Origin of the sequence: Sorangium sp. So ce204, from assembly GCF_051526795.1 — a bacterium.
Classification (GTDB): Bacteria; Myxococcota_A; Polyangia; order Polyangiales; family Polyangiaceae; genus Sorangium; species Sorangium cellulosum_B.
Map to the genome: position 1 here is coordinate 12,114,373 of NZ_CP150317.1, position 16,187 is coordinate 12,130,559.

Sequence of the window (16,187 nt, forward strand, 5' to 3'; positions counted from 1 at the left end):
ACCTTGCGTCGGCAACCAGGTGCACCTTGGCGCCAGGACTCGACCTCAGCGCCATCGTGACCAACACCGACCTGCGGGCCGGCCTCACGCACGGCATGCAGCGGCCGAGCGCGCGTGGGGCCGCGCTGCGATCGAGCGCGCGGCCGGCGCGCGCGTGGAGCGTGCCGTGACGTCGAGCCCGTGCCCGGCGTGAACGCCGGCCGAGCGGGCGCATCGAAGCAGCCGTATGCATCGCTTCGACGACCCCACGCCCGCCGTGCGACCGTCTCCATCTCCCACCGGCGGCCCGTCACCTGGCGGTGCGCGGCGCCCGCCCCGCTCCCGCGAGCCCTCGGCGCGCGCGCAGTGGCGGCCCTGCGCCGCGCCGGCTCGCCGCCGCGGTGCGGGGCTCTCGACCGCGCTCCGGCTCTGCCTCGTGGCGCTCGCCGCCGTGTTTTCCGCCGGTTGCGCGGGCGACATGCAGGACGAGCTCGACCCCGCCGAGGCCGAGCTGCGCGCTCTCTTCCCGGAGCAGGCCGGGCTGGTGCTCGCCGCCGACGGCGCCCTGGCGCGCGGCGAGCGCGGCTATTCCGTCACGGCGGCGAGCGGCGAGACTGCGCCGGGAAGCGGCTCGTCGGCGCGGGAGCTCGTCGTCCACCTGCCCGAGCACGGGAGCGACGAGGTTCGGATCGAGCTGCCGGACGGCTTTCACGTGCGCGTCCGCGAGCGCAGGGGGCTCGGCGCCGGGCGGCTCGTGGGGACTCAGGAGATCGCCGGCGGGGATGCCGTCGCCTATGCGCACGAAGGGGGGTATTCCTTCTGGACGGCGGCGCACGGGGGATACGAGGAGTGGCTCCTCCTCCGGCCGGGCACCTTCCGGCCGGACGCGCCGGTCGCCGTGTGGTCCGTTCAGGGCGCGACGCTGCGGCGGCGCGGCGCGGCGATCGAGCTCGCCGACGAGGCCGGCGTCGCGCGCCTCGCCGTGACGGCGCCGTCGGCCTTCGCGCGCGGGGGCCGGAGGGTCTCGACGCGCCTCGACGCCGCGGGCTCGACGCTCTCGCTCTGGGTCGACGCCCCGCCGGAGGAGGCCGTGCTCGTGGACCCGCTGTGGGTGGCGACCGGGAGGATGACCACGCCGCGCGCCGAGCACACAGCGACCCTGCTGGACGACGGCAGGGTCCTCATCGCGGGGGGGTTCCTGGGCCTGGACGAGGGGATGGTTTGCGATCCGAACTACTCGACGATGCCGCTCGGTAGCGCGGAGATCTACGATCCCGCGACGGGCGCGTTCCTGGCGGCCGCGCCGATGGCTGCTGTGCGCGGCGCTCACACCGCGACACGCCTCGCGGACGGGAGGGTGCTGGTCATCGGCGGAGAGGCCGGGGGCCCGGGCGTCGAGATCTACGCTCCCGCGCTCGATGCATGGCTTCCAGCCTCGTCGCCGTCGATTTCGAGGGTGAGGCACACGGCCACGCTGCTCGACGACGGGCGGGTCCTCCTCGCCGGCGGAGGGGGCGGGTCCGCGGCGCCGGAGAGCACCGAGATCTACGACCCGGTGACCGACACGTGGGCCCCAGGACCCCCCATGCTGGGTGTCCGCGCCGGTCACCAGGCCACCCGGCTGCTCGATGGACGCGTGCTCGTCACGGGCGGCACGTCCGGGCCGGCCGCGGGCGCCGTCGAGATCTTCGACCCGGTGACGGCGACCTGGTCGGCTGCGGCGCCGCTCGACCCCATTCGCTGGCTGACGGCGACGCTGCTCCTCGACGGACGCGTGCTCGTCACGGGCCTCGCCGGCGCCGCCGAGGTCTACGATCCTGCTGCGGATGCGTGGACCGCGGCGCCGGGCAAGTGGGGCGACACGCCCGCGACGGGCTCGTGGGATGACGGGACCTACGTGGCCGGGCTCGGCGTGCTCGGCGAGGCGGCCGCGCGGCTCCCCGACGGCCAGGTCATGATCAGCGGAGGCATCGAGCAGATCTACTACGCGCACCCCTGGGGAGGGACCAGATGCAGTTCGATCTATCTGGAGCACGACCACGATGTCTACAATCGAGTCCAGCTCTACGATCCGGTCACGGACGCGTGGTCGCCGGGCGGCAATATCCTGGCTGCGCGAGGCTATCACTCCGCCACGGCGCTCGATGACGGCGGAGTCTTCGTTGCGGGTGGGTACACGTTGCTCTGGTCGCCGCGCGCGGGCCTTACCACAGACAGCGCCGTCGTGTATGCCAGTGACCCCTTGATGAACGGCGCGCCCTGCTCGACCGTCACGCAGTGCGCGAGCGGGATCTGCGTGGACGGCGTGTGCTGCGCGTCGCCGTGCAGCGATGGTGAGTGCATCGCCTGCTCCATCGCGGCGGGGGGCACGGTGGACGGGGTGTGCACGCCTGCCCACGGCGTCCCGTGTGACGACGGCGACGCGTGCACGCTCGGCGATTCCTGCGACGCCGGGGCGTGCGCCGGATCTCCGTCGAGCAGCGCGGAGTGTGGCGCTGGAGAGGGGGGTGCCGGCGGCGGAACAGGAGGCGCTGGCGCAGGCAACGGCGGTGCTGGCGCGGGAGGCGCTGGCGACGGAGAGGGGAGCGCCGTCGCTGGAGGAGGCGCTGGCGCCGGCGACAGCGGCGCTGGCGCTGGCGCTGGTGCAGGAGTTTCCGGCGCAGGAGGTGGTGGCGCTGGAGCAGGAGGCGCTGGCGACGGCGGCGCTGGCGCTGGCAATGGCGGCGCCGGCGCTGGCGCTGGCGCTGGCAATGGCGGCGCTGGCGAAGGAGGCGCTGGTGACGGCGGCGCCGGCGCTGGCAATGGCGGCGTCGGTGCTGGCAATGGCGGCGCCGGCGCTGGCGAGGGAGGCGCTGGCGACGGCGGCGCTGGTGCTGGAGCAGGAGGCGCTGGCGCTGGAGACACCGGCAATGGCGGCTCCGGCGCAGGAGGCGCTGCCGCCGGCAATGGTGGCGCTGACGCTGGTGCAGGAGGCGCTGATGCTGGCGAGGCGGGCGCCGGAACCGGCAACGGCGGAGCTGTCACCAGCGCGGGGAGCGCCGGCGCGAGCGACGTGAGCCCCGGCCCGACCCCGCCTTCCAGCAGCGGCTGCAGCGCGGCGGGCTCGGGCTCCGACTGGCAGCTTGCCGCCGCCGGGCTCGCGCTGCTCCTCGGCGCGCGCCGCAGGCGGGCCCGCCGAGCGCCGCCCCCTTGCGACGCCGCATAGAAGCTCTCCACCAGGGGCTTGCTCCCCTCCTCCTGGGCTCAACGCTCGGGCCTTCGCCGGTGCCACAACGGTCCTGCGAGCCCAGGAACGCCGCTACAACCGCTGCGAACGATGCTCTTCCACGCCCCCGACCTGCGCGCATGGACGAGCGTGACGGTCCCGTCACGACAACCCTGGTGGCTCTCGAGGGACCCTTGCCAGAGCTTCTCCAGGCTCGGCATCAGCTCGTCGACCTCTTCTTTCGGCAGAACACGTCGCGCTTTGCCCATGCTCCGAACGGAGACGATCCCCTCGCGCACCTCGACGACGGCCTCTCGGGGGATGCCCACCCTCCATCCATACTCGATGATCCCATATCGATCCGTGCCATCGCCCGGATCCACACACCACCGCGGCCATCGCCCATCGGTGCAGCTCGCCGCCGTCGCCGGCGGAAGGGGCAACACCACCTCGGCGGTCTCCGTCCGGGGAGCGTCGGGGCATTGCTGCATGATCGGCATTGCAAGGCGCGTCCCCGGGGCGATCTCCCGCATGCTCCGACAGGAATCGTCCGCGCAGGGCCACTCGCGGATCTCCGGCTCGATCCCCCGCGGGGTCATCGGCGCGCGCGGCTCGGCGAGCGAAAACGCCATCGCTCCACGATACAGAAACGCGCCGGTATCACGCCGCTCCAAGATCACGCGGACGATCGGCTCTCCCCCGGAGCATTCCGAGACGTCGAGCGGGATGCGCGTCCCGTCCGGTTCGATCAGGACGGCGCGACGAAGCTGGTCACAAACGGCGGCCTCGTGCTCCTGAGCCGTGCAGTACGGATAGCCCGGTGGCTCCGGCTCCGGTGGCGACGCGGCGGCGCACGCTGTCAGAATCGAGGACGCGACGACAGAGAGAGCGGCGCGCGTGAAGAATGCGAACGTCGGGCTCCGGCCGGCAGGGAAAGAGCCGACGGGCGCAGTCTCCGGGAAGCCGTCGTCCCTCGTGAACTCGCGGCGCCCGGCCTGACCGACCGACGCAAAACCACGAGACACCATGAGCTTCTGACACGAAGGGTCGCACGCATTGACCAGCGCCTCGTCGGGCGCGGCATCGCCCCAGGGATACAGGCGTCCCTCGGCACCACGCGCCGCGAGCTCCCACTCCTCTTCCGTGGGCAAACGCTTGCCTGCCCACCTGCAGTAGGCGCTCGCTTGAGTCCAGTCGACGCAGTTCATCGGGTGGACGTCCCGCCCAGCCTGACCAGCGTTGCACGAAGGCTCGTATGCCCTGCGCGCATCGGCGGAGAAGCCTCCCAACGTCTCGATGGTCGCGGTGGCTTCGCACGCGCCCGCCTCGGCGCACGCGCGAAAGTCAGCGACCGTGACTTCCGTCGCGTCCATCTCGAAAGGCTTCACCTCGACGCGGTGCGCCGGGCGCTCGTTGGAATCGCTCTTCGGGTCATTCGAACCTATCTCGAGGCTCCCGCCAGGGATCGGAATCAGCCTGGGTCCGCGCGTGGGTGGAGCTGACGTCGTCCTCGCTCCCGGCGGCGCCGGCGACGCTGCGGGTGCCGTCGCGACGGGTGAGGGGGGCCGAGCCTGCTGGGCGCTGGTTGCGCCCTTTCCCGCGCAGCCCAGCAAGAAAGCGAACATCGCGGCACGGTACCGGTGCTCACCCATCATGCCGTCGACGCTAGCACGTCGACTCCCTTCCAGGCGATCCCCGCCGAGATCCGCCGCTGTCTGCCCCCGCTCGCGGCCCCTTCGCCCGCTTCCTCACCCGCTCGCGGAGTGGCCCGATGAGCAGCGGAGCTCGACGAGGCGGGCCACGTGGTGTGGAGCTCGATCCCCCTGCCCGGTGGATTTCTGAAGACCGGCGCCAGGACCGAGGACGGGGCCTCCTGGTCGCGGGCCAGGTGGGTGATTCGACGTCTCCGTCCCGCACGGGGTTGTGGCTCGGTCGGCTCGACGGAGCCGGTCAGCTGCTGGCGAGCCGGAAGCTCGGACCCTCGGCCTTCAGCGCGCACGTCGACATCGAGCTGCTCCGGCACCCGACCGGGGGATACGTGCTCTCCACCCACGACACCGAGGCCGAGGGCGCGGCGCCTCGGCTGCGCCTGGTGCGGCTGGACGACGCGGGCGAGATCGCCCACGAACGGTTCATGCCGATCGCTCCCGGGTCCGCGATCACGCAGTCATGGAGTCGGGGTGGGGCCGCGCTGCTGCCCGGCGGTGACGTGGTTCAGCTGACCGCGCACGCCGGGTACCTGCGCGTCGTCCGCAGCACCGAGCAGACGGCGCCGGTGTTCGACCGTGTGCTGGAGGAGGTCGGCGGAGCGTGGCCACAGGACATCGCGGCCCTGCCCGATGGCCGTATCGCGATCGCCGCGATCAGCGTCGGTCAGAGTCATGTCATCCTGCTGGATGCCGAGGGAGCGGTGATCTGGGCCAGGACGTATCACCCTGAGCTCGACACCGAGCTTCACGCCATCTCACACGATCCGAGCACGGGGCTCTTGCACCTCGGCGGGGCGACGCGGGGAACGGACGGAGGAACGCAGCGGATCTGGCTGCTCTCCGTCGACACCGGCGGGGAGCTGCGCTGGGAGTACGAAGGGGATGTCGGCACGCCGAGCCGGATCAATGGAATCACATCGCTCCCCGGCGGTGGGTTCGTGGCAGCTGGATTCCACGACTTCGTCTATGCGGTGGTCCGCCCGGAGACGTGTCCGTGAGCGACAGTCAGGCTTTCCTGCGCTTGCAGCCGGCTCGCGGCGGTGCGATCGGTGGCAGGTGCGGAACGGCGCCCGGCGCGGCGTGAGAGGAGGAGCAGATGGCGGATTCGTCGATGGAGGCTCGGGTCACCGAGGTGGCTGATGGCATTTACCAGCTCCACACCCCGGTGGGGACTGGCAAGGCTGGGTTCTCGTTCAACCAGTACCTTCTGGTCGACGACGCGCCGCTGCTCTTCCACACGGGCTCGCGCCGCCTCTTCCCGGCGGTGCGCGCGGCGATAGCGCGGGTGATGCCGGTCGAGCGGCTGCGCTACGTGGCGTTCTCCCACTGCGAGTCGGACGAGTGCGGCGCCATGAACGAACTGCTCGATGCCGCGCCCCAGGCGGTGCCGGTGTGCGGGCGGATCGCCGCGATGGTCGACGCGGACATGTTCGACCGCGCGCCACGGGCGCTCCAGGAGGGCGAGGTCCTCGAGCTGGGTGAGCGCCGGGTGCGCTGGCTCGACGCGCCCCACCTGCCGCACGGCTGGGAGTGCGGCTACCTGTTCGAAGAGTCCACCGCCACGCTGCTCTGCGGCGATCTCTTCACGCAGCCCGGCGCCGACCATCCCGCGCTCACGCGCGACGACATCCTCGCGCCGAGCGAGGCCATGCGCCGGTCGATGGATTACTATGCGCACGGCCGCGATGCGCCCCAGCTCCTCGAGAAGCTCGCCGCCACGTCCCCCCGCATGCTCGCCTGCATGCATGGCGGGGCGTACGAGGGGGACGGGGCCGCGCTGCTGCGCGAGCTCGCTCGCGCGCTCGCCCTCACGGCGTGAGCGGCGCTCGCGGGCGCGCGCCGATGCTCGCTGCGCCCTCGGCAGATGGCGCTTCCGCTGAGCGCGTTTCGCTGACGGCGTGGATCAGGGGACGTCCGTCGGGTCCCAGCTCGCGCGGAAGCCCACATCAAGCCCGTCGAGCGTGCGCATCGTGTCGGCGTCGAGCGCGAAGTCGAAGATCGCGCCGTTCTCGGCGATACGCGCGGGCGTGACCGACTTCGGCAGAACGATCAAGTCGTGCTGCACGGCCCAGCGCAGCATCACTTGCGCTGGTGTGCGCCCGGCCTTTGTCGCCGCGGAGACGATGTCTTTGTGCCTGAGCTTCACGCCCTGCGTGAGCGGGCTGTACGCCTGCACGAGGATCCGGTGCTTTGCGCAGAACGCGCGCAGCTCGGCCTGCCCGAGGAACGGGCTGAGCTCGACCTGGTTGATCGCCGGCACCACCGCGCTCTCGCCGAGGAGCTCCTCGAGGTGACGCACGGTGTAGTTGCTGACGCCGATCGATTTCGCGAGGCCTTGCCTCTGCGCGTCGACGAGCGCGCGCCAGGTGTCGCTGCGCTTGCCGGTGACGGGAAAGTGAATCAGCACGAGATCGTAGGCGTCGAGCGCGGCTTCCTTCAGCGAGCGCTCGAGCGAGCGCAGCGTCGTGTCGCGCCCCTGGTTGAAATTCGCGATCTTCGTCGTGACGAACACCGCGTCGCGCCCGAGGCCGCTCTTGCGCAACGCGCTGCCGACGTCCGCCTCGTTGCCATAGTACTGGGCGGTGTCGACGTGGCGATAGCCGAGGCGCAGCGCTTCGAGGACGGCGCCCTCGGTCTCGGCGCCGGGCGCCGATTGATACACCCCGAGCCCGAGCTGCGGGATGTAGCGACCGTCGATCATCTGCAGGCGTGGTGATTCGATCATGGGCGGGCCCCCGGTTTCGTCCATCGCTCGGCTCGGCCGAGCGCAACGAGTGTGCTGACGAAGTCGACACGCTAGTCGCGGTGGAGGTCGGCGGCAAGCGCGAGCGAAGGGGCCGCGCCGGTGCCCGCCCCTCCGGGATTCGTGGACACGTTTCGCGTCCTCTACCCGGATACCCGGACGAGGCGCCGGTCGGCACATTCCACTCGTTCAGCGGAGACGAGGACGGAGAGAAGATCGACTTCATCTTCGCTCAGCCGGCGCCGGTCGCGGAGGTGCTGATGGCCCAGATCATCCGCGAACACCGCGACGGCTTCTATCCCTCGGATCACTTTCCCGTCACCGCCAGGCTGCGCCTTCAGCCCTGAAGCCAGAGCGCGTCCCCAGGGGTGGGGGCGAACCGGCGATGGGCGAACTCGTCTCGACAGCCCAGCACGGCAGTGCTACCCATCCCACGTGTCCGGCGCTGAGGGGGAGGACATGTCATTACATCATGGCCTGTCGCCGATGCACGCAGGAAAGGATCGCCGTATGCGCATCGATCGAATCCGAGGTCTGCGGGCAGCTCAGCTTGCGTTCGCGTCCGCGTCTGCGGGAGCAGCCTTCTGCTTCGCAGCGTGCTCGACCGACACGGGCCCCACGGCCGAAGACATGGGCGAGCAGGACCAGAATCTTGCAGCCTGTTCGTATGCGGTCACGACGAACGCGTACGAAGGAGCCCCGGAGTACTGGGGGACGATCAAGATCAAGAACACGGGCACGAGCGCGCTGAAGAAGCCGACTGTCGCCTTCGACGTGCCGGACGGTGTCACGTGCGATCATCACGAGCCGGGCTGGACCCACACACAAGCCGGCTCCCGATGCACCTATTCGAGGACATCGAACGTGTCCATCGCTCGCGGCGCGTCATTCACACTCAATTTTTCCACCGACTCGGTGTCCTCGTTCACCCCGTCCCGCGTCGAGCTCCGCGACACCAGCTGCTCCAGCAGCGGCAGCACGACGGGCGGCGGCAGCACGACAGGCACGGGCGGCAGCACGACGAGCGGCGCCGGCAGCACGACAGGCACGAGCGGCGGCACCACGGGCGGCGGCAGCACGACGGGTGGCGCCAGCACCACGGGCGCGGGCGGCGGCAGCACGACGGGTGGCGCCAGCACCACGGGCGCGGGCGGCGGTAGCACCACGGGTTCGGGCGGCGGCAGCGGCGGCTCGGGCGTCGTGTGGCAGACGGCCAGCCTGACGGAGTTCGAGTCTTACCCCGACCCCGGCAGCGAGGAGTGCATCGAGTACAACGGGTGCACGTGGGCCGGTCAGTTCGCGGCGCTCGACGGAAAGCAGCCGGAGAGCTGGGTCAGAGAGAACAACATCGCCGCGGTGCACTCGAAGGATTTCGAGAGGTACAAGCTCAAGACCCTGCGCCTTCGGAAGAATGGCAAGGAGATCGACGTCAAGGTGTACGACATGTGCGCCGACTCCGATTGCAGCGGGTGCTGCACGCGGAACGCGCAGCCGTCGGGGTACCTGATCGACATCGAGAAATACACCGCTCAGCGGTTCGGGGTCCCGGCGTCTGGACAGGTCGAGTGGAGGTGCCTCGACTGCAATTGACGGCCGCCTCGTCGGGCCGGTGGCTCGGGCGCCGCCTTGCTCACCCGCCGAGCGCCCTGTCGATCGCCTGCGTGAGCTTCGGGTCGTCCGGCGCCACGGACGACTCGAACCGCCCGATCACCGACCCGTCCTTGCCGATCAGGAACTTGGTGAAGTTCCACTTCACCTCACCGGCAGGCGCGGCTTGCGTGAGGAACGCATAGAGGGGGTGCTTGCCGCCCCCCTTGACCGGGATCTTCGAGAACATGGGAAAGCTGACGCCGAACTTCGTGGAGCAGAAGGCGGCGATCTCGGCGTCGGTCCCCGGCTCCTGCGCGCCGAAATCGTTCGACGGGAAGCCGAGGACGGCGAAGCCGCGTTCCTTGAGCCGATCATGGAGCTCCTCGAGCCCCGCGTACTGCGGCGTATACCCGCATTCCGATGCGGTGTTCACCACGAGCAGCACCTTGCCTCGGTAATCACCGAGGGAGCGGTCCTGTCCGTCGATGGTCTTCATGGTGAAGTCGTAGAGCGACATGGCCTTTCCTTCCTGAGCAGCGCCGGGCGTGGGCTCCGGCGAGGTGCGCTCGACATTCCTCCCACAACCCGACACACAGGCGAGGGCGAGCGAGCTGATCAGGGTGAGTCGACACCGGAGCACGCGCGGCGAGCGTTCCATGGCGGCAGGGATAGACCCGCGTCCGGGCCGCGTCGAGCAGGAACGCGCTCCGCGTCGAGGCGACGCCGCCGAATGCTGCTGGAGAACCTCGGCATGGACGCGGCACGCGGCGGTCGGGCTCGGTGACCTGGCTTGCTGGAAGGAGGCCATCGCGACGGCAGCAGGGTGGACGGGCAGGACGCTCGCCGTCACTTCTTCGTCAGCGCGTCGTAGCTGGTGATGAGGTTGCGGTAGTCGGGGATGTGGTTCGAGAACAGCGTCGCCAGTCCCTCGATGTCGTTGCGCCAGTCGCGGTGCAGCTCGCAGGCGACGCCGAACCACGTCATGAGCTGCGCGCCGGCTTGCGACATGCGATCCCAGGCGGAGTGCCGGGTGATCTCGTTGAAGGTCCCGGACGCGTCCGTGACGACGAAGACCTGAAAACCCTCCTCGATCGCCGACAGCGCGGGGAAGGCCACGCACACCTCGGTCACGACGCCCGCGATGATGAGCTGCTGCTTGCCCGTGGCCTTGACGGCCTTGACGAAGTCCTCGTTGTCCCACGCGTTGATGTTGCCGGGGCGCGCGATGTACGGCGCGTCCGGGAACTGCTCCTTCAGCTCCGGCATGAGCGGGCCGTTGGGGCCGGACTCGAAGCTGGTCGTGAGGATCGTCGGCAGCTTGAAGTACTTCGCGAGATCGGAGAGCGCGAGCACGTTGTTCTTGAACGTGTCCGGCTGGATGTCGCGCACGAGCGACAGAAGTCCCGCCTGATGATCGACCAGCAACACGGCGGCGTTGTTCTTGTCGAGTCGAACGTACGGCTTGGTCATGGGCTGTGTCCTCTTCTCTCGTCGTGGGTGATTCGTCTGTGTGGCTCGACGCCCGAGCATGGAGGGCGTTCAATCGTCCAGGTGGCCGAACTTCCCGCTCGCGAAATCGGCGAACGCCTGCTGGATCTCTTGCGCGCTGTTCATGACGAACGGGCCGTACTGGACGATGGGCTCGTCGATCGGCTCGCCGCTCAGGACGAGCAGGTGGGCCTCCGATCCGGCCTCGATGAGCAAGCGCTCGCCGGCGTTCTCGAACACCGCGAGGTCGTGCGCCGCAGCGTGCGTTCCGTTGATCGCGATGTCGCCTTTCATGACGAGCAGGCCGAGGTTATGGCGCGCCGGGAAGGTGAAATCGACCCTGCCGCGCGCGTTCAGGCGGACGTCGAGGACATCGATCTCCGTGAACGTCTGCGCGGGGCCCTTCACGCCCTTGGTTTCGCCTGCGACGACCCGGACGGAGCCCGCATTCTCGGGGAGCGTCACGATGCCCATCCGATCGCTGGTGATGCTTTGATACCGAGGCGGCGACATCTTGTGCGCCTTCGGAAGGTTCACCCAGAGCTGCGCCATCTGGAACGGGCCGCCGCGGCGCGCATAGCTCTCTTCGTGGTACTCCTTGTGAAGGACTCCGGACGCCGCCGTCATCCATTGCACATCGCCCGGACCGATCACGCCGCCGCCGCCCGCGCTGTCGTGGTGCGCGACGCTCCCTTGCCAGGCGAGCGTGACCGTCTCGAAGCCTCGGTGGGGATGCACGCCGACGCCCCGCGGCCTCGCCGTCGGCGCGTACTCGTACGGCGGGTGATAATCCAGCAGCAGGAACGGGTTCAGCTTTCGCGCAGCCTCCGGGATCGCCGAGAAGAACCCCGCGACCCGGAAGCCGTCACCCACCCAGTGCAGGCCAGGGGCCCGGTAGATTCCCTCGATCGTTCGGAGCTCGGACCGCGCTGCTCGCGTGGCGCTCGTCCGCGTCTGCATCGTATTCGTGGTGGTCATGGCTGCGTTCTCCTGACACGAGGAGGAATAGGCATGCCGAGCCCTTAGAACAATGCGCAACAACTGGAAGAACTGTTCCTGAATTTGGAACAATCCTGTCACACGCTGGCGGCCACGCTCGGCGTGGTGGACAACACGAGGCGCTGGCGGAGCAGGTCGAGCAAGGCCACCACCTTCGGCGAGAGGTGCCGTGTGCTCGGATAGAGCGCGAACACGGGCACTTCGGGCGCCGACCAGGACGCGAGCACCGGTATGAGCCGTCCGGCGGCGAGGTCTTCCGCGCACAGGTACTCCGGCAAGAGGGCGACGCCGAAGCCCGCGCGAACGACCGAGCGAAGCATCTCGTAGTCGTTGACGACGAGCCGCGGGTGAACCGTGATCTCGGCGATCTTGGGCCCCGACCTGAGCTCCCAGGAGCTTCCCTCCGGTGCGAACACGATGCACGGGTGGTCCGCGAGCTCGGCAATGTCGTTCGGCTCGCCGAGCGCCCTCTTGACCTCGGGCGCAGCGACCAGACGGCGCCGCACGGCCCCGAGACGCCGGGCGACGAGGCTCGTGTCCGGCGTGGCGCCGGCCCGCAGCGCGAGGTCGAAGCGCTCCTCGACGACGTCGACCCTGCGGTCGGTGCAGACCAGGTCGACCTGGACATCGGGGAAAAGACGCAGGTATTCGGCGAAGATCGGCCCGAGGACGGAGAACGCGAGCGGGGCCGTCACCCGCAGGAGCCCCCGGGGCGTCGACTGGAGCTGCGAGACCGCGAGCTCTGCCTCCTCGAGCGCGGCGACGATGCGAACGCAGTGCTCGTAGTAGACGCGACCGACGTCCGTGAGGCTCAAGGTCCGCGTGGTCCGCTGGAGCAGCCGCGCGCCGACGCGCGACTCGAGATCGGAGATCTTCCGGCTCACGGTCGACTTCGGCATCCCGGCGGCGGTCGCGGCCGCCGTGAAGCTGCCTCCCTGAACGACCCGCGTGAAGAGGACGATCTCGTCGAGAGCGACGTCGGGGAGGCGAGGGTCCATGGGTGGGACAATTTACGCAAATCGCGCGAATTGTTCCAAGGCAGCGCTGGGAGGCTCACACGCCGACGCGCTCGACGCGCACCCGGACCTCGACGGCCACCAGCGCCGCGTCGCCGCCCGCCGTCCCTGCGCCGCGCTCCGCCGAGCTGCCCGCGATCTCCGCGATGAGCAGCGGCCCCGTCGCCTTCACGATGCGGCGGGCCTGGGCCAGCACGCGCGCCCGCTCTTCCTCCGTCGCGCCGGCGAGGACGCCGCTGAGGATGACCCCGCAGGCGCGGTTCGCCGGCAGCGCGGCGAGCCCGGCGACGGTCGCCACGCGGGCCGCGAGGCCGCACACGTGCGCCACGTCGCGCGCGAGCAGCTCGGCCGCCTCGCCGACCACGACGACGCCGCCGTACAGGCCGCGCAAGGCGGGGGCGGCGACCGCCCTCAGGCCGCGCACGAGCCGCGCGCGCGCCTCGATCGCGCCGGGCGAGCAGTCCGGCAGGCGCTCCGCCGCCGGCGTATCCGGGGCAGCCGCCATGACGGCCGGCGACAGCGCCGCCCGGATCGCGGCGAGCCGCGCCCGCCACCACCGCGCGCCATGCCCGATCTCCCGGGCGCGGCGCTCGCGCTCTTCCCGCCCTCGATGGACGTGGACATGAAACGCCTCCGTGGCGGCCTTCTGCGGCTGGCGCAGGGCGCGAACGCTCGTGAGCAGGCGCATGTCGATGAGGTCCGCACGCCGCGCGCCCTCCAGCAGATCGACGAAGGCCCCCTTCTCGGCGCCGCCGCCGATGAACCACTCGTCGAAGCCGCCGAGCGCATCGACGAGGCCTCGCCAGACGATGGGCAGCCCCTCGCGCACATCGCAGAGCGGCTCGGAGCCCGGGGCGCCGGGGCGGAGCCGATCGCCGTGGGCGCCGGGCACGACGCCGTCGAGCGGCGTGGCCGCGAGGAGCGGAGCGAGCCCCTCGACGGCGCCCGAGGCCGCCCACGCGGCCGAGCGCTCGATCCACGCGGCCGGCGGCAAGGCGACGCGGGCCAGCGCCGGCGTGAGCACGGCCGGCACGCCGCGCGCGAGCGCCGCGTCGTGCTCCGAGAGCGCGTGCTCGACCGCCTCGGGCGGGAGCAGGACATCGGCGTCCAGAAACCAGATCAACGGCGCCCGGGCGGCTCGGAAGCCCGCGTTCCTGGCATGGCTGCAGTGCGGGAACTGCCCGCGCGGGCGCGGGCTGTCGACGATCTCGACCCGGAAGGGGTGAGAGCCCGGCTCCGCCGCGGCGCGGATCGCGCCGCCCGGGTCGCCGCCGTCGCACACCACCACGACCTCGAAGGACGACGGGGCGGCGGTCTGCGCGCGCAGCGCGAGCACGGCGCGCCGCAGGAGGGGCGCGGTCGCGGGATGGCAGGGGATCACGAGGGCGATGCGCGGCGGAGCGGCGCCCGTCGCGCGAGCCTCCGCAGCCGAGCCGGGCGCGCCGGCCGCGGCGCCGCCTCCTGCGGCCGCGTCGCCCGGGGACGCGCCGCTGCCGTCCGCGGACGCGCCGTTGCCGCCCGCGGACGCGCCGTTGCCGCCCGCACCCGCCGCGGAGCCGCCCCTCAGCGCCGGCCGCTCGCCGAGCACCTCCCACAAGCTGGCGAGGCACCGCTCGCGCTCGGTCAGGTACGCGTCCCGCGCCGCTTCCTGGATGCGCCGGAGATCCGCCTCCGTGAACGCCATGCAGCGCTCGACCGCATCGCGCACGTCCTCCGGAGCCACCGCGTGTGTGCGCACGAGGCCCTGCGCGCCGTGCGGCGCGGCCGGCATGCGCAGCGCGCAGCCGTCGATCTCGCTCATCGCCTCGGTGTCGGGCACGAGGACCGCGGCGCCGACCGACAGGCCCTCATGGAGCGCGTGGCCCCAGCCCTCGTAACGGGACGGACAGAGGTGGAATCGAGACGCGTTCTGATAAAAGCGAAGCCGCCGCTCGTCGACGCGCCCCGCGAGCTCGACGTTCCGCGGCCTGAGCGGCCAGCCGAGCGAGGACACGACCGTCAGCGGATACGGGATGCGGTGGCGCTCCCAGGCCAGAAGCACGGAGTCCGTGCCCTTCGCGTCGGAGCCGCCAGGGACGTGCAGGAAGCGCCGCGCCCGGGGCACGGCCGGGTCCCAGCGGTCCTCCGAGAAGAAGCCGAGGTGGCGAGCCCGCGGCGTGAGCGGGGCGAAGTGCGACAGCGCGTCACGGGTCTTGCACAGGACGAGCTCGAAATCGTCGAGCGCGGGCCGGGCCTCCGGCCGCCACCACTCGGCGTTCGGGATCAGCCAGCGGCGCGGCGCGCCCTCGGCGAGGCGCGGCTCGTAGACCTCGAGGAAGATGACGAGATCGGCGCCCCCCACGCCTTCGGAGCGCTGGAAGTGAACGCCGGTGACCCGGTGACCCCAGCTCTCCAGGAGGCTGCTGAGAAGACGGTAGTCGCGCTCGAGCCCCTTGCCGTTGTCGATGTTGGTGACGATGTGGATCCGCATCGGAAGCACCCAGGGTCACACCCAGCCCCTCAGCCCCGCGTGGTGCTCGCCGAGGATGCCGAGCATCTGGCGCATGCGGTGCACATACGTGAAGCTCGCCTTGACGCGCGCGTGCCCGGCCCGCCGGATCGCCTCGCGCTCGTCGTCGTGCTTCACATAATAGTCGATGAGGCGCCGCAGGGCCGCGAAGTCGCCGAACGGATAGAAGACCACGTGCTCGCGATCGCGGAACTCCTCCTCCAGGCCGAAGATGTAGGGGTGGATCATGAAGCCCCCCCGGCCGAGCGTCTCGTAGATGCGATCGGACCAGTAATGCGGGTGATCGAAGCCGACACACAGGCTGTCGCCCACGACGATCTTCGCGGAGGCGTACAGGCGGTTGAGGGCGTCGCCGCGCACGCAGCTCTCCGGTGAGCCGTGCTTCACGAAGCGGCGGCCGTACGTCTCCGACAGGAAATCCACGAGGCGCCTGCGATAAGGCCACTCCGGATGATAATCGTACGAGCCCACGAAGCAGACGTCGGCCGCGACGCCAGGGTCGACCTCCGCGAGATAACACTCGGCGCCGTACACGCCGGGCTTGAGGTAATGGTGGCGCACGCCCTGCGCCCGGAAGAACGCCTCGCTCCCGCCGTCGGGCGTGAACACGTGCTGCGTGCGCCAGAACGGGTCGAGCCGCAGATCGCGGCCGCGCGAGAGGCCGGCGTACAGGTCGAGGTGGTACGAGGCCGTCGGGATGGGCAGCTGCGTGATCCAGCGCAGCGCGTCGCCGCGCAGGCCCCAGGTGCGGGTGTAGAGCAGCAGATCGACGTCGCGCGCCATGCCGTCGAGCTCGCCCAGGGTGAACGCGTTCTCCTGGGCCTGGACGACCTCGACGCCGAGCGCTCGCAGGCTCTCGCCGACGTGGTTCTCGGTCGAGAACGACGGGCCGAAATTGCCGATGTACAGGACGCGACGGCGCATGGGGGAGGGGGCCACGACGGCGGCG

General features: G+C 70.9%; 14 protein-coding genes. 6 read left to right on the forward strand and 8 right to left on the reverse strand.

From position 1 onward, the window contains the following. Positions 1–26: 26 nt before the first annotated feature. Complete coding sequence (locus WMF22_RS45835) at positions 27–170, forward strand: hypothetical protein (RefSeq protein ID WP_438033841.1); 144 nt, start codon at positions 27–29, stop codon at positions 168–170. A gap of 260 nt (positions 171–430) precedes the next feature. Beyond that, positions 431–3,184 (forward strand): Kelch repeat-containing protein, encoded by a 2,754-nt coding sequence (locus WMF22_RS45840; RefSeq protein ID WP_438033842.1) that lies wholly within the window; start codon positions 431–433, stop codon positions 3,182–3,184. A gap of 38 nt (positions 3,185–3,222) precedes the next feature. On the opposite strand, the gene WMF22_RS45845 is transcribed toward WMF22_RS45840, so the two are convergent. Next, positions 3,223–4,839: a formylglycine-generating enzyme family protein gene (locus tag WMF22_RS45845; RefSeq protein ID WP_438033843.1), complete on the reverse strand. Its 1,617-nt coding sequence runs from the start codon at positions 4,837–4,839 to the stop codon at positions 3,223–3,225. A gap of 233 nt (positions 4,840–5,072) precedes the next feature. Between WMF22_RS45845 and WMF22_RS45850 the strand changes: the two genes are divergently transcribed. Both WMF22_RS45850 and WMF22_RS45855 read left to right on the forward strand, forming a co-directional pair. Next, positions 5,073–5,891, forward strand: coding sequence for a hypothetical protein (locus tag WMF22_RS45850; RefSeq protein WP_438033844.1), 819 nt, complete (start codon positions 5,073–5,075; stop codon positions 5,889–5,891). A 98-nt stretch (positions 5,892–5,989) separates the two neighbouring features. Continuing rightward, positions 5,990–6,712, forward strand: a complete 723-nt coding sequence (locus WMF22_RS45855) for an MBL fold metallo-hydrolase (RefSeq protein ID WP_437296138.1) — start codon at positions 5,990–5,992, stop codon at positions 6,710–6,712. Positions 6,713–6,796: 84 nt separating this feature from the next. Here the strand turns inward: WMF22_RS45855 and WMF22_RS45860 are convergent, their stop codons facing one another. Beyond that, positions 6,797–7,618: an aldo/keto reductase gene (locus tag WMF22_RS45860; protein ID WP_438033845.1), complete on the reverse strand. Its 822-nt coding sequence runs from the start codon at positions 7,616–7,618 to the stop codon at positions 6,797–6,799. A gap of 80 nt (positions 7,619–7,698) precedes the next feature. On the opposite strand from WMF22_RS45860, the gene WMF22_RS45865 reads away from it, so the two are divergent. Then, positions 7,699–7,983 carry a hypothetical protein gene (locus WMF22_RS45865; protein WP_438033846.1) on the forward strand — a complete coding sequence of 95 codons (285 nt, stop codon included), beginning with the start codon at positions 7,699–7,701 and terminating at the stop codon, positions 7,981–7,983. Positions 7,984–8,146: 163 nt separating this feature from the next. Next, on the forward strand, positions 8,147–9,226 hold the full coding sequence (locus WMF22_RS45870; protein WP_438033847.1) for a hypothetical protein: 1,080 nt from the start codon (positions 8,147–8,149) through the stop codon (positions 9,224–9,226). A gap of 40 nt (positions 9,227–9,266) precedes the next feature. Here the strand turns inward: WMF22_RS45870 and WMF22_RS45875 are convergent, their stop codons facing one another. The 6 genes from WMF22_RS45875 to WMF22_RS45900 form a co-directional block, all read right to left on the reverse strand. Next, entirely contained in the window at positions 9,267–9,743 is a 477-nt protein-coding gene (locus WMF22_RS45875; protein WP_437301679.1) for a glutathione peroxidase, read from the reverse strand. A gap of 329 nt (positions 9,744–10,072) precedes the next feature. Next, positions 10,073–10,696, reverse strand: a complete 624-nt coding sequence (ycaC, locus tag WMF22_RS45880; RefSeq protein ID WP_438033848.1) for an isochorismate family cysteine hydrolase YcaC — start codon at positions 10,694–10,696, stop codon at positions 10,073–10,075. Positions 10,697–10,765: 69 nt separating this feature from the next. Further along, entirely contained in the window at positions 10,766–11,692 is a 927-nt protein-coding gene (locus tag WMF22_RS45885) for a pirin family protein (RefSeq protein WP_438033849.1), read from the reverse strand. A gap of 98 nt (positions 11,693–11,790) precedes the next feature. Next, positions 11,791–12,711 carry a LysR family transcriptional regulator gene (locus WMF22_RS45890; protein WP_438033850.1) on the reverse strand — a complete coding sequence of 307 codons (921 nt, stop codon included), beginning with the start codon at positions 12,709–12,711 and terminating at the stop codon, positions 11,791–11,793. Positions 12,712–12,766: 55 nt separating this feature from the next. Then, entirely contained in the window at positions 12,767–15,199 is a 2,433-nt protein-coding gene (locus WMF22_RS45895; RefSeq protein ID WP_438033851.1) for a glycosyltransferase, read from the reverse strand. A gap of 15 nt (positions 15,200–15,214) precedes the next feature. Beyond that, the gene (locus tag WMF22_RS45900) at positions 15,215–16,162 is read right to left on the reverse strand and encodes a glycosyltransferase family protein (protein ID WP_438033852.1); all 948 of its coding nucleotides are present in this window, start codon (positions 16,160–16,162) and stop codon (positions 15,215–15,217) included. Positions 16,163–16,187: the final 25 nt, after the last annotated feature.

Excerpts from the sequence above, each read along its gene's own strand:
- WMF22_RS45845 (WP_438033843.1), bottom strand. The coding sequence starts at position 4,839 with ATGATGGGTGAGCACCGGTACCGTGCCGCGATGTTCGCTTTCTTGCTG.
- ycaC (WP_438033848.1), bottom strand. The coding sequence starts at position 10,696 with ATGACCAAGCCGTACGTTCGACTCGACAAGAACAACGCCGCCGTGTTG.
- WMF22_RS45895 (WP_438033851.1), bottom strand. The coding sequence starts at position 15,199 with ATGCGGATCCACATCGTCACCAACATCGACAACGGCAAGGGGCTCGAG.
- WMF22_RS45855 (WP_437296138.1), top strand. The coding sequence starts at position 5,990 with ATGGCGGATTCGTCGATGGAGGCTCGGGTCACCGAGGTGGCTGATGGC.
- WMF22_RS45860 (WP_438033845.1), bottom strand. The coding sequence starts at position 7,618 with ATGATCGAATCACCACGCCTGCAGATGATCGACGGTCGCTACATCCCG.
- WMF22_RS45870 (WP_438033847.1), top strand. The coding sequence starts at position 8,147 with ATGCGCATCGATCGAATCCGAGGTCTGCGGGCAGCTCAGCTTGCGTTC.
- WMF22_RS45875 (WP_437301679.1), bottom strand. The coding sequence starts at position 9,743 with ATGTCGCTCTACGACTTCACCATGAAGACCATCGACGGACAGGACCGC.
- WMF22_RS45900 (WP_438033852.1), bottom strand. The coding sequence starts at position 16,162 with ATGCGCCGTCGCGTCCTGTACATCGGCAATTTCGGCCCGTCGTTCTCG.
- WMF22_RS45890 (WP_438033850.1), bottom strand. The coding sequence starts at position 12,711 with ATGGACCCTCGCCTCCCCGACGTCGCTCTCGACGAGATCGTCCTCTTC.
- WMF22_RS45885 (WP_438033849.1), bottom strand. The coding sequence starts at position 11,692 with ATGACCACCACGAATACGATGCAGACGCGGACGAGCGCCACGCGAGCA.